The sequence below is a fragment of the Bacillus sp. FSL P2-0099 genome (assembly GCF_038007445.1).
In the GTDB taxonomy this organism is placed as follows: domain Bacteria; phylum Bacillota; class Bacilli; order Bacillales; family Bacillaceae_G; genus Bacillus_A; species Bacillus_A mycoides.
Genome location: NZ_JBBOXE010000001.1, coordinates 371,830 through 395,119, shown reverse-complemented (window position 1 = coordinate 395,119; position 23,290 = coordinate 371,830). Strand labels below are relative to the sequence as shown.

General features: G+C 35.1%; 23 protein-coding genes and 1 riboswitch. Of the genes, 8 read left to right on the top strand and 15 right to left on the bottom strand.

The genetic code is table 11. From position 1 onward, the window contains the following. Window positions 1-13: 13 nt before the first annotated feature. The gene (locus MKY90_RS02080) at window positions 14-1,315 is read left to right on the top strand and encodes an MFS transporter (RefSeq protein ID WP_002016702.1); all 1,302 of its coding nucleotides are present in this window, start codon (window positions 14-16) and stop codon (window positions 1,313-1,315) included. 134 nt (window positions 1,316-1,449) lie between these two features. Here the strand turns inward: MKY90_RS02080 and MKY90_RS02075 are convergent, their stop codons facing one another. Together MKY90_RS02075 and MKY90_RS02070 are read right to left on the bottom strand one after the other, a co-directional pair. Further along, on the bottom strand, window positions 1,450-2,232 hold the full coding sequence (locus MKY90_RS02075; RefSeq protein WP_341090191.1) for a nucleotidyltransferase domain-containing protein: 783 nt from the start codon (window positions 2,230-2,232) through the stop codon (window positions 1,450-1,452). A 113-nt stretch (window positions 2,233-2,345) separates the two neighbouring features. Then, window positions 2,346-3,455, bottom strand: coding sequence for a PRK06851 family protein (locus MKY90_RS02070; protein ID WP_002186823.1), 1,110 nt, complete (start codon window positions 3,453-3,455; stop codon window positions 2,346-2,348). A 149-nt stretch (window positions 3,456-3,604) separates the two neighbouring features. Then, window positions 3,605-3,717: riboswitch (SAM riboswitch) on the top strand. Between the two features lie 85 nt (window positions 3,718-3,802). On the opposite strand from MKY90_RS02070, the gene MKY90_RS02065 reads away from it, so the two are divergent. Further along, entirely contained in the window at window positions 3,803-4,435 is a 633-nt protein-coding gene (locus MKY90_RS02065) for a cyclase family protein (RefSeq protein ID WP_002091277.1), read from the top strand. Window positions 4,436-4,460: 25 nt separating this feature from the next. On the opposite strand, the gene MKY90_RS02060 is transcribed toward MKY90_RS02065, so the two are convergent. The 7 genes from MKY90_RS02060 to MKY90_RS02030 all read right to left on the bottom strand — a co-directional run bounded on the left by MKY90_RS02060 (window position 4,461) and on the right by MKY90_RS02030 (window position 10,264). Next, window positions 4,461-4,844 (bottom strand): hypothetical protein, encoded by a 384-nt coding sequence (locus MKY90_RS02060; protein ID WP_033708170.1) that lies wholly within the window; start codon window positions 4,842-4,844, stop codon window positions 4,461-4,463. Between the two features lie 229 nt (window positions 4,845-5,073). After that, complete coding sequence (locus MKY90_RS02055; protein WP_098167870.1) at window positions 5,074-6,300, bottom strand: ATP-binding protein; 1,227 nt, start codon at window positions 6,298-6,300, stop codon at window positions 5,074-5,076. 143 nt (window positions 6,301-6,443) lie between these two features. Beyond that, window positions 6,444-7,709, bottom strand: coding sequence for a hypothetical protein (locus MKY90_RS02050; protein ID WP_002016709.1), 1,266 nt, complete (start codon window positions 7,707-7,709; stop codon window positions 6,444-6,446). A 232-nt stretch (window positions 7,710-7,941) separates the two neighbouring features. Beyond that, entirely contained in the window at window positions 7,942-8,610 is a 669-nt protein-coding gene (locus MKY90_RS02045; protein WP_002029528.1) for a hypothetical protein, read from the bottom strand. Window positions 8,611-8,788: 178 nt separating this feature from the next. Then, window positions 8,789-9,232, bottom strand: a complete 444-nt coding sequence (locus MKY90_RS02040; protein WP_002029527.1) for a hypothetical protein — start codon at window positions 9,230-9,232, stop codon at window positions 8,789-8,791. Between the two features lie 20 nt (window positions 9,233-9,252). After that, window positions 9,253-9,777, bottom strand: a complete 525-nt coding sequence (locus MKY90_RS02035) for a hypothetical protein (RefSeq protein ID WP_002029525.1) — start codon at window positions 9,775-9,777, stop codon at window positions 9,253-9,255. A 247-nt stretch (window positions 9,778-10,024) separates the two neighbouring features. Next, a complete protein-coding gene (locus tag MKY90_RS02030) occupies window positions 10,025-10,264 on the bottom strand; it encodes a helix-turn-helix domain-containing protein (RefSeq protein WP_002029523.1) in 240 nt (79 codons plus the stop codon). A gap of 182 nt (window positions 10,265-10,446) precedes the next feature. Here MKY90_RS02030 and MKY90_RS02025 point away from each other — a divergent pair, with 182 nt between their 5' ends. Next, window positions 10,447-10,815 (top strand): hypothetical protein, encoded by a 369-nt coding sequence (locus tag MKY90_RS02025; protein WP_002029521.1) that lies wholly within the window; start codon window positions 10,447-10,449, stop codon window positions 10,813-10,815. A gap of 231 nt (window positions 10,816-11,046) precedes the next feature. Here the strand turns inward: MKY90_RS02025 and MKY90_RS02020 are convergent, their stop codons facing one another. Further along, on the bottom strand, window positions 11,047-12,096 hold the full coding sequence (locus MKY90_RS02020) for an NAD(P)/FAD-dependent oxidoreductase (RefSeq protein ID WP_002124939.1): 1,050 nt from the start codon (window positions 12,094-12,096) through the stop codon (window positions 11,047-11,049). A 330-nt stretch (window positions 12,097-12,426) separates the two neighbouring features. On the opposite strand from MKY90_RS02020, the gene MKY90_RS02015 reads away from it, so the two are divergent. From MKY90_RS02015 to MKY90_RS02005, 3 genes are read left to right on the top strand one after another with little or no spacing between them, the layout of a single operon-like run. After that, window positions 12,427-13,344, top strand: coding sequence for an iron-hydroxamate ABC transporter substrate-binding protein (locus tag MKY90_RS02015; protein ID WP_000732562.1), 918 nt, complete (start codon window positions 12,427-12,429; stop codon window positions 13,342-13,344). Window positions 13,345-13,392: 48 nt separating this feature from the next. Beyond that, window positions 13,393-14,433, top strand: a complete 1,041-nt coding sequence (locus MKY90_RS02010; RefSeq protein ID WP_341090188.1) for a FecCD family ABC transporter permease — start codon at window positions 13,393-13,395, stop codon at window positions 14,431-14,433. Further along, complete coding sequence (locus MKY90_RS02005) at window positions 14,430-15,437, top strand: FecCD family ABC transporter permease (protein WP_341090186.1); 1,008 nt, start codon at window positions 14,430-14,432, stop codon at window positions 15,435-15,437. The genes MKY90_RS02010 and MKY90_RS02005 overlap by 4 nt, the downstream gene beginning before the upstream one ends. 46 nt (window positions 15,438-15,483) lie before the next feature. On the opposite strand, the gene MKY90_RS02000 is transcribed toward MKY90_RS02005, so the two are convergent. From MKY90_RS02000 to mtnK, 3 genes are read right to left on the bottom strand one after another with little or no spacing between them, the layout of a single operon-like run. Continuing rightward, window positions 15,484-16,125, bottom strand: coding sequence for an L-fuculose-phosphate aldolase (locus MKY90_RS02000; RefSeq protein WP_061676147.1), 642 nt, complete (start codon window positions 16,123-16,125; stop codon window positions 15,484-15,486). Between the two features lie 54 nt (window positions 16,126-16,179). Further along, the gene (gene mtnA, locus MKY90_RS01995; RefSeq protein WP_002124936.1) at window positions 16,180-17,223 is read right to left on the bottom strand and encodes an S-methyl-5-thioribose-1-phosphate isomerase; all 1,044 of its coding nucleotides are present in this window, start codon (window positions 17,221-17,223) and stop codon (window positions 16,180-16,182) included. A gap of 12 nt (window positions 17,224-17,235) precedes the next feature. Next, window positions 17,236-18,465 carry an S-methyl-5-thioribose kinase gene (gene mtnK, locus MKY90_RS01990; RefSeq protein WP_341090185.1) on the bottom strand — a complete coding sequence of 410 codons (1,230 nt, stop codon included), beginning with the start codon at window positions 18,463-18,465 and terminating at the stop codon, window positions 17,236-17,238. Between the two features lie 590 nt (window positions 18,466-19,055). Here mtnK and ahpC point away from each other — a divergent pair. Further along, complete coding sequence (gene ahpC, locus MKY90_RS01985; RefSeq protein ID WP_000924420.1) at window positions 19,056-19,619, top strand: alkyl hydroperoxide reductase subunit C; 564 nt, start codon at window positions 19,056-19,058, stop codon at window positions 19,617-19,619. A gap of 14 nt (window positions 19,620-19,633) precedes the next feature. Next, window positions 19,634-21,160, top strand: coding sequence for an alkyl hydroperoxide reductase subunit F (gene ahpF / locus MKY90_RS01980; protein WP_002124933.1), 1,527 nt, complete (start codon window positions 19,634-19,636; stop codon window positions 21,158-21,160). Window positions 21,161-21,210: 50 nt separating this feature from the next. Here the strand turns inward: ahpF and MKY90_RS01975 are convergent, their stop codons facing one another. After that, window positions 21,211-21,819 (bottom strand): SAM-dependent methyltransferase, encoded by a 609-nt coding sequence (locus tag MKY90_RS01975; protein WP_002169275.1) that lies wholly within the window; start codon window positions 21,817-21,819, stop codon window positions 21,211-21,213. A gap of 151 nt (window positions 21,820-21,970) precedes the next feature. After that, window positions 21,971-23,086, bottom strand: coding sequence for a M20 peptidase aminoacylase family protein (locus tag MKY90_RS01970; protein ID WP_003187097.1), 1,116 nt, complete (start codon window positions 23,084-23,086; stop codon window positions 21,971-21,973). Window positions 23,087-23,290: the final 204 nt, after the last annotated feature.

Sequence of the window (23,290 nt, the reverse complement as noted above, 5' to 3'; positions counted from 1 at the left end):
AGGAGTGAATACTATGCAACCTTCTGCTCCACCTCATCTAGAATCTACAGAAACTATCTTTTCAAGTTCTATTACAAAACTTGTTGTTTTTATTTGTTGGCTAGCCATTCTAGCTGACGGATATGATTTAGGTATTTACGGCGCCGTTCTGCCAAAGCTCCTAGAAGACAAAAGCTGGGCACTATCACCAGCCCACGCTGGAACAATTGCCAGCTATGCTTTATTTGGGATGTTTATTGGTGCTATTCTAGTTGGAACCATTACAGATCTAATTGGACGAAAATGGACACTTATATGCTGTTTAGCCCTTTTTTCTATCACAATGGGCTTAGCTGCAATTGCTCCTTCTCCTGAATTATTTGGGTTATCTCGATTTATCGGAGGAATCGGATTAGGCGGTGTTATCCCAACGGCTTCAGCACTTACTGTTGAATATTCACCAAAAAAACGGCAATCTTTTATTTATGCTCTTATGTTTACCGGCTATCCTTTAGGTATCGTGTTAGGCGCTATTTTATCCATGTTTATGCTAGAAGATTTCGGATGGAGAATTATGTTTGGCATCGGAATGATTCCGCTACTCCTCATTCCTTTCATTATTCGTTATTTACCTGAGTCCATTCAATTTTTATTATCGCGAAATCGACAAGAAGAAGTGAATAAAATTCTTAATCGCTTTCAAATTGAATTCCATGTAAAAGATGAAATTCCTGAAACACCATCTAATATACAAAAGAAAAATGGATTTCTTACGTTATTCTCAAAAGATTACATAAAAGCAACACTACTTTTTTGGCTCACTTATATAATGGGAATGTTTTTAATATACGGTTTAAATACTTGGCTACCACAGATGATGCGCCAGGCAGGATACCCTCTTGGATCTAGTTTATCATTTCTACTTATACTAAATATTACTGCAGCTATCGGTGCATTATTTGCTGGGGCGATTGCCGATCGTATAGGAGCAAAAATTGTTATTAGTATCTCCTATCTTATGGCAGCCATATGTATTGGACTATTAACAATTAAACCATCTGTTACAATCATTTATCTTTTAATTGGTCTTGCTGGAATTGGATCAGTCGGTATTACTCAAATATTAAATGCTTATGTAACACAATACTTCCCATCACATATACGAGCTACCTCCTTAGGCTGGGGACTTGGACTTGGCCGAGTTGGTGCGATTGCTGGCCCTATTCTTGTCGGTATTATTATGACAATGCAATATGACTTGGCGTGGAATTTTTACTTATTCTCCTTTGCAGGTCTTATCGCAGCTATATCTGTTTTCTTTATTCCTACAAAATAAAGTGAAACTTTAATCAGCCCTCACCAATCGGGCGTTTACGGGCAGTTGACCTCCCACCTAACTTCTTCGCTCCAGCCGAATCTTGAGGTGGGAGTCTTACTGCCCGTTAATGCGGGATAAAAAAGAGCACAAACTCACTTGTGCTCTTTTTCATATACTTCAAACAACATATCTCGAAATAATGTATTCAAACTCTCAATATCAATCCCTAATCCCTTTTCAATCCCTTTCACGTATTGCTGATAATAATCAATTTGTTCTTCTAAAAATTGATTTAACGCCTGAACTTTCAATCCAACATCTAATTCCGTACCCGCTTTTTTCTTTACTAACAACTTCTCAATCTCATTCAATACACTACGTTCTATAGATAGTTCTATAAGTAATCGGTCAAATTCTACTGGAGGTAATGTCCCTTTCTCTTCTAGCCACTGACAAGCTAAAATAGGACGTAATACATAAAAGTACTTTTTCAACTTTACATTTTCACCTTGCAAAAAGTCACGATAATTTTTTGAAGCCATATGTAAGTAATGATATATCGTTGCTTTTGGATCAAAATTCTTTTCACTCTTTTGCTGAAGCTGCTCTGGAAAGTTAGAGTTTTTCGAATAAAAAATTGGTGATTGAATCCACTCAAGTAAAGCTGGATTTGACTTCGCGAATAGTTGCAATGCCTTTTTAATATCCCAACCACTTATGTCTAAATCATCACTAATTGAATATTCGATTACATCACGCTTATCATGGATTGATAAATACCATTCTACAGGGTGTATATAAACAAACCTAACATCATAATCACTATCTTTCGATGGAAACCCCCACGCCCGACTCCCTGATTCCACAGCGAATAAAATTTTCACACCATTCTCTTTTTCAATTCGCTCTAGTTCTAATTCAATTTTCTCTCTCATTTCATACCATCTCCATTTTTTGATTATTTCCCTGGGAATTCGACAAATATACGACTAATTTTACTATATACCAAAACAGCTGTCAGACAATTTCTGACAGCTCAATAAAGCACTTATTTTTTCTTTTCAATTACAGTAGCAGTAATTCGTTCAAACTCTTTTTGAATTTCCTCTTTATATGCATCCACTTTTGAAAAATCCATAGCAGCAATATAAATTCGTTCTAATTTATCACGAACTGATTTTGCTTTTGCTAAGAAAGACATTGCCTCATTCATTTTTGCTTTATATTGAATGGAAACGTCACGAATTTCTGTAGCATACTTCTCATCCGTCCCTGGTTTAACAATAAGAGTATACATATCTATAATCTCATCACCTTCGCGACTTGGAAAATATTCATGTGGTGCGGTACTATCAAAAATTGCAAATCCTAATTCTCTTACGATAACCATATCAAGACTATTCGGGTCAAACCCGCAATGATATACTTCAACGTCAAAACCTTTTTCTTCTGCTGCCTTCGATAACTTTTTAAGCATTGTTGATTTTCCAGAACCCGGGCGTCCTTTTATAAAATAACGATGTGGTAATCCTTCTGTTAAATTAGGAACAAAATCAACTGCTCCTTTCGGTGTAGCAGCTCCTAAAAAACGATGTTTCACAATCGATTGTTCTCCCTTTTTATCTGCAAATAATTTCTGAATTAGCTGTTCTGTTAGTTCATTTGCTTTATTAAAATCAATGTTATTAATATATATTTTCTCCCACTCATCATGTATAACTAACGCCTCTTTAAAACATCCGTAAGCAGATTTGAAAGCCTTGCCCGCTTCTAATACAAACCGTTCAATTTCTAACTTCTGCTTTCTTAATTTATCTGAGTCCCAAGCAACTCCTAAATTTATATACTCTTCAATAACTCCTGGCATTTTCGGCTCAATAACATGCGGTGATGTTCCATCAACAATTCCTACTTTTAATTTCGGAATAATCACCCCATCAACTGACTTATTATCAGAAGAACAATGCAAAAGTTCAATATCATATCCTTTTTCAACCCATTCACGACCTATTGCCTTAATTAAAGAAGATTTTCCCGTTCCTGGGCCTCCCTTTAAAATAAACAACCTGTCTAGCCCCTTCAAATTCTCTTCGTATAAGCTGTGAAATCCTCTAGCTGTATTTCCACCGGCATAATAATTTAATACATTCCCTGTCACTGCACTCACTCCTTCGCAACAGTCTACTTACATAAGCTACAATATGCGAGCAACTTTATTTGGGTGAACACCTAATTTGTATTGCGCGAAAAAAGGAAATGAATTACAATTTAAATATCACGAATATTCCGAATTTAAAATCGAATAAACCTTTATCAAGAGAGGCAGAGGGACCGGTCCTTTGAAGCCCAGCAACCTCAGTTTATGCAAACTGAATAGGTGCTAATTCCTGCAAAATGCATTGCATTTTGGAAGATAAAACTCAACTAGTATGTAAAGCTTATCTTTCTTGATTATGAAGGATGGGCTTTTTATTATTTGAAAAAAATATATTGGAGGTATGTAAAATGAAAGTAATTGATCTATCACAAACGTTTGAAAATAATATGTCTCAATTTCCTGGAACACCAAAAATCCAACTAGAAGCCATTACAAGCGTTGAAGAAACAGGTTATCAAGTTACGAATTTTCATTCTGTCGTTCATGTTGGTACGCATTGTGATGCGCCTGCTCATTTCATTTCAGGCGCAACCACTATTGATCAATTACCCCTAAATCAATTTGTAGGCGAAGCTGTTCTTATCGATGTGACTCATGTTCAAGAGCGAAAATTACCTAAGGAAGTATTACATACTGTCGACATAAAAGAAGGCGATATTGTCATTTTCCATTCCAATCTATCTAATAAATGGAATACCGAAGCTTATGAGAAAGAAGCGTTTTATCTTTCCGAAGAATTAGCTGAAGAACTAGTTCAATTAAAAGTAAAATCTGTCGGTTTAGATTTTATTTCTCCTGATGAGGTAACGACAGAAACATCACCGATTCATCACATACTGTTAGGAAATAATATTTACTTAATTGAAAACTTAACAAACTTAGATGCCATTAAAGCTAAACGATTCTTTTTCTCAGCAGCACCTTTAAAAATTAAAAATAGTGACGGTGCTTTCGCAAGGGCATTCGCTGTTATTTTTTAAACATGGTCTACAAAAAAAGCAAAGATCACTTTTGACCTTTGCTTTTATATTTTTTATTTAAGTTAAAAAAGAATTGCTCCACCCTTGGTCGTATCCAAGCTAAATAATCTTTATCTTTCTTCTTTGTACAAGCTATCTCTTCTCCATCTACCATTTCGACAAGTTCTAGCTCTAACAGTTGCCTCGTAAATGCTACCATATTTACTTCTTCTGCTGGATATTCTTCTTTTAATTTCTCCTCAATTTCTCCCAATAAAAAACCGTCACGCATCATTGCTAGTGCATCAATCCAAAGTGGCGGCATTTCATATGTCTCTCCTGTAATCGTATCTTTTACAATATAGTTCTTTTGCTCTTTTCGAAATTGAATCGTGTGTAAACATACAGTCGAATTTAATGTTAATTCCATCATACCACCCCTTTCATCATATCCGCATAGAAAAAAGGATGCGCGTGCACCCCTTCTTTTCTTTTCATAACACTACTGAACCGTTACATGAGCTAAAAGCTCTATGTCGATATTTTCCTCCATTATAAACGAAGTTTTTTATAAAAAAAACCCTTCTTGAAACATTTTATAAAATGTTTATATTTACACAACAAGAACACTTTTCTGAAAAGTAATTTCGTCTAATGCACTACACTGTTGGTAAATAAATTTCCACTTTCGTTCCTATCCCCATACTACTTTCAATCGCGATACTCCCTTGATGTTCTTCAATAATTTTATATGTAATCATTAATCCAAGACCTGTACCATTCTCTTTTGTTGTATAAAAAGCTTTTCCGATCTTTTCTATTTTCTCATTTTCTATCCCAAGACCTTGATCTTCAACAGAAATACACAAGTTCTCTCCAGCTTTTTCATATGCCAGAATCTGAATATTCCCGCCTCCTGGCATCGATTCAATTCCATTTTTGATGATGTTTAACAACACTTGTTTTAATTGCTTATCATCACCATTTATAACGGGTAAATTTCCATCTACTTGCAAATTAAATTTCACTTTATATTGAGTCGCATAGCTTTCCATTAACTGTACAACATATAAAAGGATTTCCCCTATATTACACCATTCATAATTTGTTGGTTTCGGTTTTCCTAATAACATCAATTCACTAACAAACCCATTAATTCTCTCAATTTCTTGCAGCATAATCTCATAGCTCATCGTATCTTCAGGATTTCTTTCTTTTTGAATTTGTGTAAATCCTTTTAAAGCTGTTAATGGATTTCGAATTTCATGAGCGATTGTTGTAGACATAGTCCCAATAACCGCTAAATTTTCTGTCTCTTCCATACTGTTCATCATCTCAACAACTGTCCTTACATAAGATTGAAATCTCTTTAATAAAGAATGCGAAATGATGAAAAAGAATATACATAATACAAGCGGAATCACAACTTTTACATCTTGTAATATCAAAGTAAAAAATACATATTTTCCAATTACACTACAGGAAACGAAATAAAAATATTTTCTGTTCACGAAAATCGGTGCAAATAAAATTAAAAATATTTCAACCATATTTCCATTTTCAAAAACACGATCACTGTGTAAATAAATCATTAAGTTATTAATAAGATCAATAAGCATATACCCAATTAAAAATAAGTATTTCACAAAATATACATAACCTTGTTTTTGAAGATATATTGAAATAGGAAATAAAGATATTACTAATATATATACACCTATTCCCATACCACCTTCTGGCCACCCTACCCTTGCTTCATTAATATTCATAGCGGGATAAATAAAATAATAGATAACGCCATATAAAAATAATATAATATAGAATAATAATATAAATACTTTTAAAACTTCTCTTTCTTCATAAATCAAGCTCTTGTATTTGTTCATATAAAAACTCCTCTTGATCAATACAAAAAAACATTTCAAGTGTTATCTCTTTAAATTATAATTATGAAATTGCTTTCAGGGCAACATGTAACCTTCTAATACTAAAAGGAAGGAGATACATCTCCTTCCTTTTCAGTTACAATTTATATCCATCTTACCCTATCATTTAGCAATCCATCTGTGAAATTATTATGTCCTACTACAAAATCCTTCATATATAAATTTAAATATTCCCCATACTTACTTTCAGTATTTAATAATAATTCTTCTACATAATAAGCGCCTTGTCCAAAAGTATCTAACAGTAAACTACATAAGCCAGCATAAATTCCACACCCTACTTGGAAGTACGTCGCATTTGTTTTATATTTTTGAAAAACTTGGCTACTATTCATTACATTATACATGTATGTCTCATTATGTTCATAAACGAGTAACACACCGACTAAATCTTCTCCTATAATATCATCTTCTGCTGGATTAAATACTTTACGATTCCAATTCCATAAATCTTCCACTTTGTCTAAGTTCTGTCTAATTAAGTTTGTTGTATACTCATTGATCCGATAAAGAAAACCCACTTCCATATTAAAAGATTTCCCTAAAATTAAAACTTCTTCATGTGGCATTAAGCAACCATAAAATTCTTTTTCACCTAACTTTACTTTATACTCTGAAGCATATACATCCTCATAAAAGTAAAGTGGACGATGATGACTCATATACATAGGATAACTCCATATCGCTTCATCAAGAAAACGCTCAACTGCCCATGATGCATAAAGTGTATGAGGTTTTATAAGCTCTTTATCATTCAAAAATGAATTATCATGTTCTACAATATAGCATGCTCGCGGCTTTTCATTTGGACGTTCTTTCATAAGCTCAACAACCATCCATTGAACAACACCAGGATTCATACCTGAGCCTATAATCGCTCTTGTATTTGTAAATGTTTCTTTCTCCTTCTCAAACCTCGTATACCTTTCCGTAAGCTGAAAACCAAGTAAACTATCGTCTTGATCTACTGCCTCATTTTCCAAAGCCGAATTAATATAACAAATGCCAAGGTCATTACAACAACTCAGTACCCTAATTGTATCTGCACCTGAAACATCAATAACAACCTTCGTTCTTTTTTCCTTTAAATGATGTTTAAATTTGACTACATCTTGAAGGTTTATTTCATATAAAAAAAATTGCTCTTTCAAATTTGGAAACAACTCATCATAATAACTTTTATCTTTTTGTTTTATATCCACCAAATGGAAGTTCACATTCTTTATCACTTCATAAATTGGATCTTTTTCATTTACTACCGCTTGATTCAAAATTGCTAACACTGCTTTTGCTGCTCCACCCGCACTGCCAAGTAATGTAATCGAAAACGAATCTGGAAACTGCTCCACAAACAAAACCCCTTTAATAAAGTAGTTGAGCAGCACTTCCTCAAAAGTGAGTTGAATACACAAAAAGGTAGCTCGTACACCTTTAGTACAAGATTGCCCCTTCAAAGATCACACTAACATACCTATATGATATTCAATTCATTTTCCCCCTCATATCCAAATCGAATTAAACAAATAGGCTCGACCTTTTCTTCCCTATATATAAAAGAAAAAGCCAGCCCTCTCAACTAGTCTACGGACAATGGACAGATTTTACATGTTGAATATTTACATACATTTTTGCATCACGTGCTTTTAATATTTCAATATGCCCTTCATCAATTTTCGCCATCTTTCCGATTTTGTTAGATTCTTCACCTAAATCAAACACCATAATTTTCCCAGACATTTTAATAAGCTGTTCTTCGAACGTTCTCGCTAAAGTAATATTTAATGGATTTACGGGGAGTTCATTTTTATTGAGGGAATAAGGGACTTGGTTCTCTTTATAAGGAATTAGCCATTTCAAATGCTTTAAAGATATATATACCGTTTTATAAACTGGACTATAAAAAACAATATAATCGTTCATTACACTTGTAACATAACCGTGTATCGGAACATTTCCTGCCACATAAATTTCTGTAAAAATCCCTTTAGATGTGATTAATACTTTTCTCAAAGAAATTGAAGGTGATTCCCTCTTAATTACAGAGTCCACACCAGGCTTTAATATTTCTTCATCATGCTCTCTTAAAAATTTATAATATTGGATATGGTATAAAGATATATATACATAGTCTTGTCCATTGTAAAGAACAACAATATCATTCCCTACATCAATTAATATACCTCTAAACTTTCTTTCACCGATTAATTTAACGTATATATTTTCCCCAATGTTCTTGTTTAACTCATTCATCTATATCCTCCTTTCTATGAAATTGCGCTTTTCTGTCTTCCATTTCAAAAAAATAATCAGGGGCAATGTTCCGTCTTTTAATAGTAAGAATTCTTTTTCATATACCGCGAAATTATTGCAGCAAAATATGAAATCGTTCTTCACTTTCAATCATAATGCCCCTTTTATTTATTAAACATTATTCTTCTTCATTCTTTTTGTTTTTAACTATTTGACTCACACTCTTAATATGAGAATTAATTATATAAATGACCTCATCACCGTTTACTAGTGTAATACTTCCATCATGTATATCACTTAATAAACCTTCCACACACTCTGGTCCACCACGATTAATCTTTATCCATTTATACTTCAAGTCATTTAATACATCTAAAAAAGTATCTTCATCAGCATAGAAATATGAACCATATTCTCCCGGTGCTTCTTTCACTTTCCTAACTAGACTCTTCACATGTTTCAACTGGTAATATACTAATTCTCCAAGAGGCAATTGTAGTGTAAGGTAATCTTTTCCTAATGATACGAGTACACCTACTCTACTTTCTGGTCCGCGAAGATTTACTTTTACATTTTCACCGACTAAACCTTTAATTTGATCACAGCATAATACACTCTCCAATTTTGTACCCTCCTTTCTTATTATCTTCCTCTACTTGATTGTCTTTGTGCACGAGCGCGACTTGAATTATTACTGTTTTCATTACTTTTCTCATCGCTACTCTCATCACTATTCTCTCCACTTACTGGTGCATTATAATTAACACTCTTAATATGAGATAGTGCAATTAATACCACTTCTTCTTTTATAATTAACGTTACATAATCGCAAGAAACGTCTTGTAAAATACCTTCAACTTTCTCTGGACCACCACGATTAATTTTCACCCAGCGGTATTTGAAGCCTTGAAGTAGCGTTTCAAAGTCTTCTGCACTGTCTTCTTCCGACCATACAGAATCACCTATCCCACCATCTTTCGTATTTTTTGTAATGCTTTTCAGATGGCGAAGCTGGTAGTAATGGTACTCTCCTTTTTCATTCTGTAATACGACGTAGTCCGTACATACTGACACTATTATTCCTTTTTGAGATTCCGGTCCACCTCTGTTTACTCTTACATAAGATCCAATTAATTCTTTCAAAAAATCCCAATGAAATAAACTCACGAGAAAACCCCTTCCATTAATTTATAAGCTTTTGCACTGATAGTATATGTATCTGTACAGGTTACGTTCTCTATGTTTGTCCCCTGTATAAAAAAATATGCTTTTAACTAATAGTACTAATCCCTATAAAATCTTCTTTCCCTTAAAGTAACTCTGGGATTTCGGATGACTTTTTCATCCCTTAATATAAAAAGCCCCCGTATTAAGATACATTTCTGCATATCTTAATACGGGGGCTTTTATAAATTTAATCTTCGTCTTTAACATCCATATCTTCTGGAATTGGTTCGTTTAATATTTCTTCCACTAACTGCTTATATTTCTCCATTTGTTCTAAATGTGTATTAAACTGTTCCTTGTTTATTAAATATTGCTCTCCATCAAACAGTGCACGAATTTTCTTTTGCTGAATTAAGTCTTCAACATACGATTTTGGTAATTTCAAATACTCCGCAGCCTCTTCTATCGTTATATACAATGTGTTCATTCCTTTATTATTTTTTCATATATATACTGTATCTTACTTTATTTTTGTAAACAAATAAAAAAGATTTTGTAAATACAAATTAAAAAGCAGGTAGATGCATTCCATATATTGTATAATAGTATAGTAAGTATTTTTTTAAATATAGAATGGTATTACCCATTTACACAAAGGAGAGTTAACATATGGCTACTCGTCACATCATTACAATGTTAGAAAAAACATTACAAGTTGAAACAGAAAACACAATTTCTCATCTATCTAATTCTTTATCCGATCGTATTCTTTCACAAAGTGCAGCAGTACATGAAAACAATTGCTATCATACAATTGGCGAATGGTACAAAAATCATTTCTTATTCCAACAAGATGATTTCCTTTGGGCTAAATACGTTTTCTATGACGCATATTGTGAGTCTATAAAAAAACAGGGTCATCTTACAAAACGCGTTCGTCAAATATTAGAATCATTAGCTCGAAAACATGGAAAACAATACATTGCGTCTATACTAAATATTCCATTTCCTAATGAACAGGAAAAAGGGACAGCATAATTTAATAATGGTCCGCACAAACCAACTATAGATTCATTGTTCACTGGAAATATTTACAAATAAAATGTTCAAGTCTTTGTGTTCCCTTTTTATAGAAATACATTCATATGACATGAACTAATGAAAACGGTGTCATGAAAATGATTGAAAATATAGTAAACAGGAAAAACCCCATTTGTATCTCTCGTCCATAGAAATAGAGATGTAAATGGGGGTATACTTGTTCCTTTATTATTTCATCATCTGCTTAATCAATTCTCGATTTCTCTTCTTAAATACTTCATTATGGGAAGAAACCATTCCGTACTCACTTGCATCAGGTTGAATAAATTGTTTCGCTTTATTCACAGCGTTTCCAGCATCTTGGAATGCCCCTGCAATTAAATGTAATTTCCCGTCATGCTTTAAAATATCTCCAGCAGCATATAATCCATCTACAGACGACTCACTATTTGCATTACCTGCAATATAAAAATTATCTATAATTGCAACATCTAGCTCACTATTTTCTAATAATGTTATATCACGTTCATATCCATGATTAATAATAACTTCATCGATAGATAAATGAGAAATCTCTCCTGTTTCATGATTTGTTAATTCTACATATTCAATCGCTTCATGGTTATCACCAGCAATTAATTTTGTAATCGATGTATTAAAGAAACATTCTGCCGAACTGTTCATAAGTTGTTTTACTTGTGCCTCATGACCAGATAATTCTTCTTTTCTATATGTTAAATAAACTTTTTTCGCAATCGGTTCTAATTCATTTGCCCAATCAATTGCAGAGTTCCCTCCGCCTGAAATAATTACCGTTTTATCTTTGAAACGTTTTAACGATTTAACTGTATAATTTAAATTTGAGACTTCGAATCTCTCAGCACCTTCAATTGATAACTTTTGTGGATTCAATATACCACTCCCAGTTGCGACGATCACTGTTTTTGAAAAATGTTCTTCCCCAGAGCTTGTTTTCAACGTAAAAATACCCTCTTCATTACGAATAATTGATTCTATTTTTGTATTCAATACAACTTCAGGCTGAAATGTTAATCCTTGTTGTACAAGTTGCTCAATTAATTTCTCACCAGTGACCGGTAATAATCCGCCAATATCCCAAATCATTTTCTCCGGATAAACATGTATTTTTCCACCTAACTGTGGTTGAAATTCTATTATTTTCGTTTTCATCTCTCTTAGTCCACTATAAAAAGCTGAATAAAGCCCTGCAGGTCCTCCGCCTATCACAGTTACATCAAACAATTCTTCTTGATTCATTCGTGTCACTCCTCAGCTACTAATAATTGATTATCATTCTCAATAAAATATAACTTGTTTTTATAAATTTTACAATCAAAATCACTATTGACAATACACCTATATAAAATTATAGTATTTAAAGAATCAATAGTGATAATCATTATCAATTTGTTAATTATTAGCAACTGTGAGATTACATCTTCTTCTATTACTATGGTGAATACTACATGGTAAAATCTCAAGTTCAAGATTGTTAATAAGACTTTTGTATTACCACTAACTTTTCAAAAGATCAAAGCTAAACAATTTATTGTATATCACATATCATCTATCAAAAGGAGAAAGACGATGAAAAAATTATTTATTTCACTAACAGTTCTGTTCGTCCTTGTTATGAGTGCTTGTAGCAACGGTTCAACAGACAAGAAGAACGACGCAAAAGGTAAGAAATCAGAAACAATTACATACCAATCTGAAAATGGTAAAGTAGAAGTTCCAGCAAATCCACAACGTGTTGTTGTCCTATCATCATTCGCTGGTAACGTAATGTCATTAGGTGTAAATCTTGTTGGGGTAGATTCATGGTCTAAACAAAACCCACGTTTCGATAGCAAACTGAAAAATGTCGCTGAAGTATCAGATGAAAATGTTGAAAAGATTGCAGAATTAAATCCAGATTTAATCATTGGTTTATCAAATATTAAAAATGTTGATAAGTTAAAGAAAATCGCTCCTACTGTAACATACACTTACGGAAAAGTTGATTACTTAACACAACACTTAGAAATCGGTAAATTATTAAATAAAGAAAAAGAAGCAAAAACTTGGGTTGATGATTTCAAGAAACGCGCACAAACAGCTGGAAAAGACATTAAAGCGAAGATTGGTGAAGATGCAACAGTTTCTGTTGTTGAAAACTTCAACAAACAGCTTTACGTATACGGCGAAAACTGGGGCCGTGGAACAGAAATTCTTTACCAAGAAATGAAATTAAAAATGCCTGAAAAAGTAAAAGAAAAAGCTTTAAAAGAAGGATACTACGCATTATCTACTGAGGTATTACCTGAGTTTGCTGGTGATTACTTAATCGTAAGTAAAAACAAAGATACTGATAACTCATTCCAAGAGACAGAATCATATAAAAACATTCCAGCAGTAAAAAATAATCGTGTATATGAAGCAAACATGATGGAATTCTATTTCAATGATCCACTTACATTAGATTTCCAACTAGACTTCTTCAAGAAGAGCTTTCTTGGTCAATAATACAAACATGAGGAATTCTTAATTTAAGAATTCCTCTTCCTTTATTCTATGAAAAGAAAAGATGTGAAACGAATGAAAAAAGAGCAAGACAAACTACGTTCCAACGCTTTTACATACAAATTAATTTTGAGTATCATTGCATTCTTTCTTATTTTTATGTTTGCAATGGTGTTAGGCGCTGCAGATACTTCTATAAAAGACGTATGGTTAGCACTTACTTCCTCTGCTAAAGGAGATAAGCTATCCATCCTTCGTGAAATACGTTTACCACGTGAAGTTGCTGCTATTTTTGTAGGAGCTGGACTCGCTGTTTCTGGTGCAATTATGCAAGGATTAACGCGAAACCCACTTGCCGATCCTGGATTACTTGGCCTAACTGGTGGCGCAAATGCTGCACTTGCACTAACACTTGCCTTCAATCCTTCTATAAGCTATCTTTACTTAACACTAGCTTGCTTTATCGGTGCTGCAATTGGCGCTATTATGGTATTTGGAATTGGCATGGTGAAAAAGGGCGGACTTTCCCCTCTTCGAATTGTATTAGCTGGTGCTGCTGTTTCAGCATTTCTACTTGCAATCTCAGAAGGTGTTGGCATTTACTTTAAAATTTCACAAGATGTATCAATGTGGACGGCTGGGGGCGTAATTGGAACGAGTTGGAGCCAATTAAAAATTATTATTCCGGTTATTTCAATAAGTATATTTATCGCTATCTTACTTGCAAAGAAATTAACAGTTCTTAGTTTCAGTGAAGAAGTTGCTGTTGGACTCGGTCAAAAGATTATCGTCATTAAAACAATTTTATTTATCATTATTATCTTGCTTGCAGGTGCTTCTGTAGCGCTTGTCGGAAACATGGCATTTATCGGCTTAATGATACCTCATATGGTTCGTCCAATCGTTGGACCAGATTACCGTTTTGTTATACCGATGTCAGCGATCGCTGGTGCTTCCTTTATGCTGCTCGCAGATACAATCGGACGCACAATTAACGCTCCGTATGAAACACCAGTTGCTGCAATCGTCGCAATTGTAGGATTACCATTCTTCCTATTTATTGTACGTAAAGGAGGAAGATCTTTCTCATGATGCAATCTATTCTAAAGAAACAACGCCTTATCATACTTGCATTACTCATACTTACCATCACAACAATTGTAATTGGAATGGGGCTCGGTTCTGCCGCTCTCTCCTATGACAGATTAATCCCAACACTTATGGGACAAGGTTCATTTAAAGAAGAATTCGTTTTATATTCTTTAAGGCTACCTAGAATCGTCATTACATTATTAGCCGGTATGGCACTCGCTTTATCAGGTGCTATATTACAAGGTATTACCCGAAACGATTTAGCTGAACCTGGTATTCTCGGCATTAACGCTGGTGCTGGTGTTGCAGTTTCTGTTTTCTTTCTATACTTCCCGATAGACGTAGGTTCATTTCTTTACCTACTACCAGTCATTGGATTTATCGGTGCGTTTCTAACAGCTGTTCTAATTTACGTATTTTCATATAGCAAATCCACAGGCCTTCAGCCAATAAGATTAACATTAACCGGCATCGGTTTTTCCTTTGCACTATCTGGCGCGATGATTGTACTTATTTCATCTGCAGATCGTATGAAAGTAGACTTTATCGCTAAATGGATTGCCGGAAACATTTGGGGAGATGACTGGACATTTGTTTTAGCAATGCTTCCTTGGCTAATCGTATTAATCCCATTTGTTTTCTATAAGGCAAATAGATTAAATATACTAGCATTAAACGAGCCAGTAGCAATCGGTGTTGGAATTGAAATTGAAAAAGAACGAAGATACTTATTAATCGCAGCCGTTGCACTTGCTGCCGCTGCTGTTTCCGTAACAGGAGGCATTAGCTTTATCGGACTTATGGCTCCTCACATCGCCAAATCTTTAGTAGGTCCAAGGCATCAAATATTCATCCCTATCGCCGTTTTAATCGGCGGATGGTTATTACTACTAGCGGATACAATTGGACGAAATATCGTCGAACCTAGCGGTATTCCAGCTGGTATTGTCGTTGCTTTAATTGGTGCACCTTACTTTATGTATTTGTTATTGAAGAAGGCATAGAGAAACACCCTCAAGATTTTTTTCTTGAGGGTGTTTTCATTTCATTTTACTGCTGCCCATACCCTTCAAACTTCTTCGCCAAATTCTCCATCTCGTCTTCTGGCAGTAATTTCGGTTCTCCGACACTTTTCGTTTGATAATAAATTTGAGCACAAAACTCTATTTCTTCTGCAATAGTAAACGCCATTTTTATATTATTCGCTCCGGCCATTAAACCATGGTTCGCAAGTAAAACTGCACGGCGATCAATCATGCCCTCGAAAGCTGCCTCTGCTAATTGCTTCGTACCAAATGTTTCATATGGTGCACAGCGTACATTCGGGCCTGCGAAAGCAATTAAATATGATACAGCAGGAAGTTCCCATCCTAATGATGCGATTGTCTTCGCATAAGGAGAATGTGTATGTACAAGCGCATTTATATCTTCACGATTTCTATAATAGATAAGGTGCATATCTAATTCGCTTGATGGTTTTCTCTCTCCTTCTATCACTTCACCATCTAAATTCAATATAACTACATCTTCAGGCGTCGTTTCATAATAATCTAGACCACTTGGGCTAATTGCAACAAGACCTTGTTCACGATTGAAAATACTAATATTACCGCCAGTCCCCTTTGTTAAACCACTAGAAATCATTTTCTTTCCGTACGCTACAACTTCTTCTCTTTCTTTTTGCAGTAACATATACATCCCCCTAGTAAGAAACTTATGATGACTATTTTTCTAAAAACTATCTACTTATTGAAATAGCTTTTTTAAATTCTCCATAAACGGTGCTCTCACAATTCCTTTTTCCGTAATAATCGCTGTTACATTTTCATATGGCGTGACATCAAATGCCGGATTGTATACTTTACTTTCTTGAGGAGCAGAGTATTGTCCGAAACGATTGATCACTTCAGAAGCATCCCTTTCTTCAATTGGAATTTCTTTTCCTGTCAGTGTTTTCAAATCAATTGTCGGCGTTGGTGCTGCTACATAAAACGGAATGTTATAATATTTAGCCAAAATCGAAACACCTAATGTTCCAATTTTATTTGCTACATCCCCGTTTGCTGCTACACGATCACATCCAACGATTACTGCATCGATTTTCCCTTGTGACATGACCATTGCCGCCATATTATCTGTAATGACCGTTACATCAATTCCCGCTCGCTGCAGTTCTAATGCCGTTAACGTTGAACCTTGTAATCTAGGGCGTGTTTCATCGGAATATATTTTTAAGTCCCATCCTTTTTCTTTCGCTAAGTACATTGGAGCTGTCGCAGTTCCATACTTAGTCGTTGCTAACGCACCTGCATTACAATGCGTTAATACCCCCATGCCATCATGGAATAATGTTAATGCATGTTCTCCAATTTGACGGTTAATTTCTTCATCTTCTCTATGAATCTCTTTTGCTTCTTCTAATAATCTATCTTTCAACTGCGCAATTGATAAGTGAGCATTCTCTTTCGCGACACTTTCCATTCTTTCAAGCGCCCAAAATAAATTTACTGCCGTCGGTCTTGATGTCGCTAAGTATGCACATACCTTTTTTACTTCCGCTATGAATTCTTCCGCCGAACTTTCCGCAACTTCCTTTACTCCTAAATACACACCGTAGGCTGCTGAAACACCTATTGCCGGCGCTCCTCGTACTTTCATTACTTGAATCGCATCCCACACACCCTCAGCCGTTTTAAAAGATTCATAGACTACTTCGTTCGGTAATACCGTTTGATCCAATAACACTAAAGCATCATCTTTCCACTGAATTGGTATTAATTGCTCTGCCATCATCTTCTCCCCTTATTTCGCACTATGCATTGACTGTTTTTTTAACGTTTCTACAAAGCTGCTACCTGTTTTATATTGATTCGCTTGTAAAATAAACTTCTTCGCTGTCTGAAGACAAATTCGCTCCGCTCTAGCACGCGCCTCTTCATTCACAATACAAGTCATATCCTTTACCTTCGCTAGACCAACAATACGACGAATTAACTCAAGACCCGTCACTGCAGCTGTATCCTCTAATACAGATTGTAAATAAACTCGGTTAAAGCCTTCTTCCTTCGCCATAATCTCTGTCACATGAATATCCCAAGCATCTAAAAACTTCTTCTTAAATAAATCAATTACATCTATCATGGTAGATTCTATCCAGTTCATATATGTATCTTTCTCAATACCAGATTGCATCACTGCATCTGCATTCACCCATGCAAACATTAAATTCGCCATTATATTCCCAACGTCATATCCCATAGGTCCATAAAAAGCAAATTCAGGATCAATAACCTTTGTAGAATCACTTTTTACAAAAACAGAACCAGTATGTAAATCACCGTGAAGTAGCGCTTGTGCATTCGTCATAAACGAAAACTTAAGTTTTGCTACTTCCATACGAAGCTCTTTATCACTATAAATATGCTCCCTAATCCATCCTTCATTTAATTGAAACAATTCGTTGCGTTTATTATGGTTTGTGAATGGCTCTGAATATACGAGGTCCTCTGTAATCTCACATAACTCAGGATTTATATAATTCTTCACGAGCTCCTTCTTCTCTTTATGATTCATTACAACATCTGATGTTAATAGAAGGGTATTTACCATAAAAGTAGTTAAATCATCAGCAAGCCTCGGAAACATTTGATGATTTATGAGTGCTGTACGCAATATTGTGTGATCTGATAAATCTTCCATCACGCAACAATTCATCACACTATCAAACAAATATACATTTGGCACGAGTCCAGATGCTAACTCTCCTTCTAATCGCAAAACATCTGATTCTATACGGATTCGATTCGTCGACAACTTAAACTCATCTGAAATACGCGCTGTATCCCCAGCTTGCTTTACAATGACAGACATGTTCTTCTGTTCATCCCAAACGCGGAACACATAATTTAAATTACCATCACCTATTTCTTTACACTTTAGCCCCTTTGCATGCTCGAACTTAGGTAATTTCTCTTGCACATATGCAATCACATCTTTAGCTTCCATTAAAAAATACTTCGTGAACTTAGACATGGTTTCCCCTCCACACTAAATGTAAACGTTTTCTAAAAGCCGTAAAAAATAATAGACTGAAACTTTTTCAATCTATACTATATCTTCTCTATTGCAATACATATCTCGCTTTTATTATATCTTGTTAGAAATGAGCGTCAATGTTTCTATTTCTCATTGCAATATACTTCTTATTATATATATTTAAGATGACAATAATTGTTCACAAAGATTCCGATACATTTTGTTTTATTTATTGCACAATTCTTTGTAAAATAGAAGTAAGCAGTTCCTTTTCAAATCCACAACTTCTAAGAAATATTTCCTTCCTAAGAATTTATACTTACACCATGTCTCTAACATACACACTACTCTTTCAAACACTCATTGAAAATTTATGACTTGAAAATTACCTTTTAATTCCCTAGCAGCCTTAATTGAGAATAAATATTAATTAAATTGGTATAAAGTTGGTTTATTCTCTTGACAAAATAACCACTTCTATATGATAATTAATATCGAATTAGAATTATTATAGTTAATTAAAAAATATATTTTATGAGCAAACTAATTTCCGATGCTCAAAACCAACCTTTAGGAGGAATTTTAATATGTTATTAATCGGCACAGAAGTAAAACCGTTTAAAGCTAATGCTTACCATAATGGAGAATTTATCCAAGTTACTGACGAAAGTTTAAAAGGAAAATGGAGCGTAGTTTGTTTCTATCCAGCAGACTTCACATTCGTTTGTCCAACTGAACTTGAAGACTTACAAAACCAATACGCAACTCTAAAAGACTTAGGCGTTGAAGTATACTCTGTATCTACAGACACTCACTTCACTCACAAAGCATGGCATGATAGCTCAGAAACTATCGGCAAAATCGAATACATTATGATTGGTGACCCAACTCGCACAATCACTACAAACTTCAACGTTTTAATGGAAGAAGAAGGTCTTGCTGCTCGTGGTACATTCATCATCGATCCAGACGGCGTTATCCAATCTATGGAAATCAATGCTGACGGTATCGGCCGTGACGCAAGCATTCTTGTTAACAAAATTAAAGCAGCTCAATACGTACGTAACAACCCAGGTGAAGTTTGTCCAGCTAAATGGCAAGAGGGTTCTGCAACACTTAAACCAAGCCTTGACCTTGTAGGCAAAATCTAAGGAGTTCGATCAAAATGATACTAGATGCAGATATAAAAACACAACTATCCCAATACCTTCAGTTAATGGAGAACGATATTTTACTTAAAGTGAGCGCAGGAGACGATAACGTATCTAAAGATATGTTATCTCTAGTAGATGAATTAGCTACTATGTCATCTAAGATTACAGTAGAAAAAGTTGAACTAGAGAGAACACCAAGCTTTAGCGTAAATCGCCCTGGTGAAGACACTGGTGTCGTATTCGCTGGTATTCCATTAGGACACGAATTTACTTCATTAGTGTTAGCTTTACTACAAGTTAGTGGACGTGCTCCAAAAGTTGAACAAAAATTAATCGATCAAATCAAAAACATTCAAGGCGAATATCATTTTGAATCTTATATCAGCCTAAGTTGTCATAACTGTCCTGATGTTGTACAAGCTCTTAACGTAATGAGCGTTCTAAACTCTGGTATTACACATACTATGATTGATGGCGCTGCATTTAAAGAGGAAGTAGAAAGTAAAGACATCATGGCAGTACCAACTGTTTACCTAAACGGTGAATCTTTCGGAAGCGGTCGTATGACACTTGAAGAAATTTTAGCTAAAATGGGTAACGGTCCAGATGCATCAGAGCTTTCTGATAAAGATCCATACGATGTTCTTGTTGTTGGTGGCGGCCCAGCTGGTGCAAGTGCAGCAATTTATGCAGCACGTAAAGGCATCCGCACTGGTATCGTTGCTGAGCGCTTCGGTGGTCAAGTAATGGATACTATGGGTATTGAGAACTTCATCAGCGTAAAACGCACTGAAGGTCCTAAGCTAGTAGCAAGCCTTGAAGAGCACGTAAAAGAATACGACATCGATGTAATGAATCTACAACGTGCGAAACGTTTAGAGAAAAAAGAACTTATTGAAGTGGAACTTGAAAACGGCGCTATTCTGAAAAGTAAGAGCGTAATCGTTTCAACAGGTGCTCGCTGGCGTAATGTTGGCGTACCGGGTGAAGCTGAGTTCAAAAACAAAGGTGTAGCATACTGCCCACACTGTGACGGTCCATTATTCATCGGAAAAGATGTAGCGGTTATCGGCGGTGGTAACTCTGGTATTGAAGCAGCTATTGACTTAGCAGGTATTGTTAAGCACGTAACTGTTCTTGAATTCATGCCAGAATTAAAAGCTGATGCTGTATTACAAGAACGTCTTAACAGCTTACCTAACGTAACTGTTCTGAAAAACGTTCAAACGAAAGAAATTACTGGTACTGACAAAGTAAACGGTATTTCTTACATCGATCGTGAAACTGAAGAAGTACACCATGTTGAATTACAAGGTGTATTCGTTCAAATCGGTCTTGTGCCAAACACAGACTGGTTAGGCGAAACAGTTGAACGCGTTCGCGGTGAAATCGTAACAGACAAGCACGGCGCTACAAACGTACCAGGAGTGTTTGGTGCAGGTGACTGTACAAATAATCCGTACAAACAAATCATCATCTCTATGGGTTCAGGTGCGAATGCAGCTTTAGGTGCATTTGATTACTTAATCCGTAACTAATTATATAGACGTGAGTTTTAAAAAAGCAGGTGCCAAGGCACCTGCTTTTTTTATAATCCTAATGTATAAACTAAAAATCTCTCATTCCCATTCTTCTCATAAGCACCCGGCAATCTAACCTCTCTCTTCAATTCAAACGCAGTCTGGTTCTCTAAGAAGAAAATATAATCTTCAGAAGGATAGTATAAAATAATATCCACTTCCCTCTCTATTTCCTCTACCGAAAGCAAAATGTTATTCACTACGTTCATAAACACTTGTACAGAAAATGGATTGAAGAAATAAAACCGGTTATCACGTGGATCAATCTCATATTCCTGCGCTAAACAACATTCAAACCGAATTTTATCTTTACTGTTTCTCACTTTTCGCGCATAACGATCACGATTATCCATTGCTTCTTTATAAAACTCTTCATTCATTTCAATTCCAACCGCTAATGCATCGCACTTATGGTGCATGTAAAAATTCAATCTCCCTTTTCCGCACCCAAAGTCTACAATTCGATCGCTACTTGTTATTTCATATTGATTCAATAACTCATCTAATCCGCTATATGGCGTCGGTTCATAACGGTGATAATGCATAGACTTATTAAATCCTTTTTGCTCGCCGACAGTTTTTATATTTAATACAGCATCGTAATATTGTTCGTTCATTCGTTTGCTCCTATTAAGAAATATTACTATTATTATACACCACGTACTGAATGCTCATTTTTATCAAATTAATTGGTACGTGAAATTATATTATCGCGAAATCAAATATATCGACTTAACAACAAATTCCTACCAAAAAAACAGGAGCTTTCTAGCCCCTGTCTTCTAATACTTTCAATACAGTTTGTTTCAATATTTCTACTCCATCCATTATACAGCTATGATCAAACTTCATATACGGATGGTGTAATCCAGGTTGTAAGTTCGCCCCTAGTCCAAGCATGACAGCTTTTAAATGGGGTCTTTTCACTGTATAGTAATGGAAATCATCGCTTCCTGTCGTATACAGTGGTCCAGTACATCCCTCTTCCCCGTACACTTCAAGAATGCCTTTCCGCATGAAACGCTCAGCTTCTTCTGACACTTCAGCTCCTGGTGCGAGATCAATCCACTCATAAGAAAGTTTAGATCCCATTGATTCAGCTGACTGAATTACTTGCTCTATTCTTCGCTTCAATTCATCTAGTAATATGTTATTTTCTGCTCTTACATCTAAACTAAAATGCCCGTTACCTGGAATAATATTTAGATTATCACCACCAGCTTGGCATCTCGTCATCTTAACAGAATAAGACGTCTGCGGCGGTAACCATATATTTTTCAATCCAATATTGATCATCGAAATGACATCAATTGCATTTATACCTTGATGTGGGCGTGCACCGTGTGCATCATCTCCATGAATCATCCCTTCTAAAAATGCTGCAGCTCCGTGACGAATAGATGGGGCTGCTTGTTTCAAAGGCAGTTCTTCAATCGGCCTTAAATGAACACCAAATAAGAAATCAGCATCATCCACGGCGCCCTTCTCTACCATCTTTAAGGAACCATTTCCTTTTTCCTCTGCCGGCTGAAAAATAAATCTAACAGTACCACTATCCCATCTCATATTTTTCAATTGTAAAATAAGGCCCATCACAATTGTCATATGAGCATCGTGGCCGCACGAGTGATTCGCTTTAAATTCTCCGTCTACTTCTTGCCATAGTGCATCCATATCAGCACGAATCGCGATAACTGGATTCCCTCTTCCGATTTCAGCAATCACGCCAGGGCAATCATCAAATATTTTATATGAAATTCCTTCTTCTTTTAGAAAGTTAGTAATATAAGCTGTCGTTTCATATTCCTTCCAGCTTACTTCAGGGTTTTCATGTAAATGCTGAAAAATTTCAGTTAAACGCTCTTGTAGTTCTAATGTTTTCAAAGCTTCATTCTCCTTCCCCTAATTACAAACCATTCAGATTAATTATACTTATGAAAAACAGATGTTTTTATGAACATATTGAATTTTAAGAAAAAAGTCAATTGTTTATTTTTTAATACCATTAATACCCGATTTCAACTCATCTTATAAAGATATCCATACAAATAGAAGATTCGATATTTTCTGTTTATATATTGACGCTTA

What these genes read in the sequence shown, in the direction of transcription:
- MKY90_RS02080 (WP_002016702.1), top strand. Translation starts at nt 14, where the DNA reads ATGCAACCTTCTGCTCCACCTCATCTAGAATCTACAGAAACTATCTTT.
- MKY90_RS02075 (WP_341090191.1), bottom strand. Translation starts at nt 2,232, where the DNA reads ATGAGAGAGAAAATTGAATTAGAACTAGAGCGAATTGAAAAAGAGAAT.
- MKY90_RS02065 (WP_002091277.1), top strand. Translation starts at nt 3,803, where the DNA reads ATGAAAGTAATTGATCTATCACAAACGTTTGAAAATAATATGTCTCAA.
- MKY90_RS02060 (WP_033708170.1), bottom strand. Translation starts at nt 4,844, where the DNA reads ATGGAATTAACATTAAATTCGACTGTATGTTTACACACGATTCAATTT.
- MKY90_RS02055 (WP_098167870.1), bottom strand. Translation starts at nt 6,300, where the DNA reads ATGAACAAATACAAGAGCTTGATTTATGAAGAAAGAGAAGTTTTAAAA.
- MKY90_RS02045 (WP_002029528.1), bottom strand. Translation starts at nt 8,610, where the DNA reads ATGAATGAGTTAAACAAGAACATTGGGGAAAATATATACGTTAAATTA.
- MKY90_RS02030 (WP_002029523.1), bottom strand. Translation starts at nt 10,264, where the DNA reads ATGAACACATTGTATATAACGATAGAAGAGGCTGCGGAGTATTTGAAA.
- MKY90_RS02025 (WP_002029521.1), top strand. Translation starts at nt 10,447, where the DNA reads ATGGCTACTCGTCACATCATTACAATGTTAGAAAAAACATTACAAGTT.
- MKY90_RS02020 (WP_002124939.1), bottom strand. Translation starts at nt 12,096, where the DNA reads ATGAATCAAGAAGAATTGTTTGATGTAACTGTGATAGGCGGAGGACCT.
- MKY90_RS02015 (WP_000732562.1), top strand. Translation starts at nt 12,427, where the DNA reads ATGAAAAAATTATTTATTTCACTAACAGTTCTGTTCGTCCTTGTTATG.
- MKY90_RS02010 (WP_341090188.1), top strand. Translation starts at nt 13,393, where the DNA reads ATGAAAAGAAAAGATGTGAAACGAATGAAAAAAGAGCAAGACAAACTA.
- MKY90_RS02005 (WP_341090186.1), top strand. Translation starts at nt 14,430, where the DNA reads ATGATGCAATCTATTCTAAAGAAACAACGCCTTATCATACTTGCATTA.
- MKY90_RS02000 (WP_061676147.1), bottom strand. Translation starts at nt 16,125, where the DNA reads ATGTTACTGCAAAAAGAAAGAGAAGAAGTTGTAGCGTACGGAAAGAAA.
- mtnA (WP_002124936.1), bottom strand. Translation starts at nt 17,223, where the DNA reads ATGGCAGAGCAATTAATACCAATTCAGTGGAAAGATGATGCTTTAGTG.
- mtnK (WP_341090185.1), bottom strand. Translation starts at nt 18,465, where the DNA reads ATGTCTAAGTTCACGAAGTATTTTTTAATGGAAGCTAAAGATGTGATT.
- ahpC (WP_000924420.1), top strand. Translation starts at nt 19,056, where the DNA reads ATGTTATTAATCGGCACAGAAGTAAAACCGTTTAAAGCTAATGCTTAC.
- ahpF (WP_002124933.1), top strand. Translation starts at nt 19,634, where the DNA reads ATGATACTAGATGCAGATATAAAAACACAACTATCCCAATACCTTCAG.
- MKY90_RS01975 (WP_002169275.1), bottom strand. Translation starts at nt 21,819, where the DNA reads ATGAACGAACAATATTACGATGCTGTATTAAATATAAAAACTGTCGGC.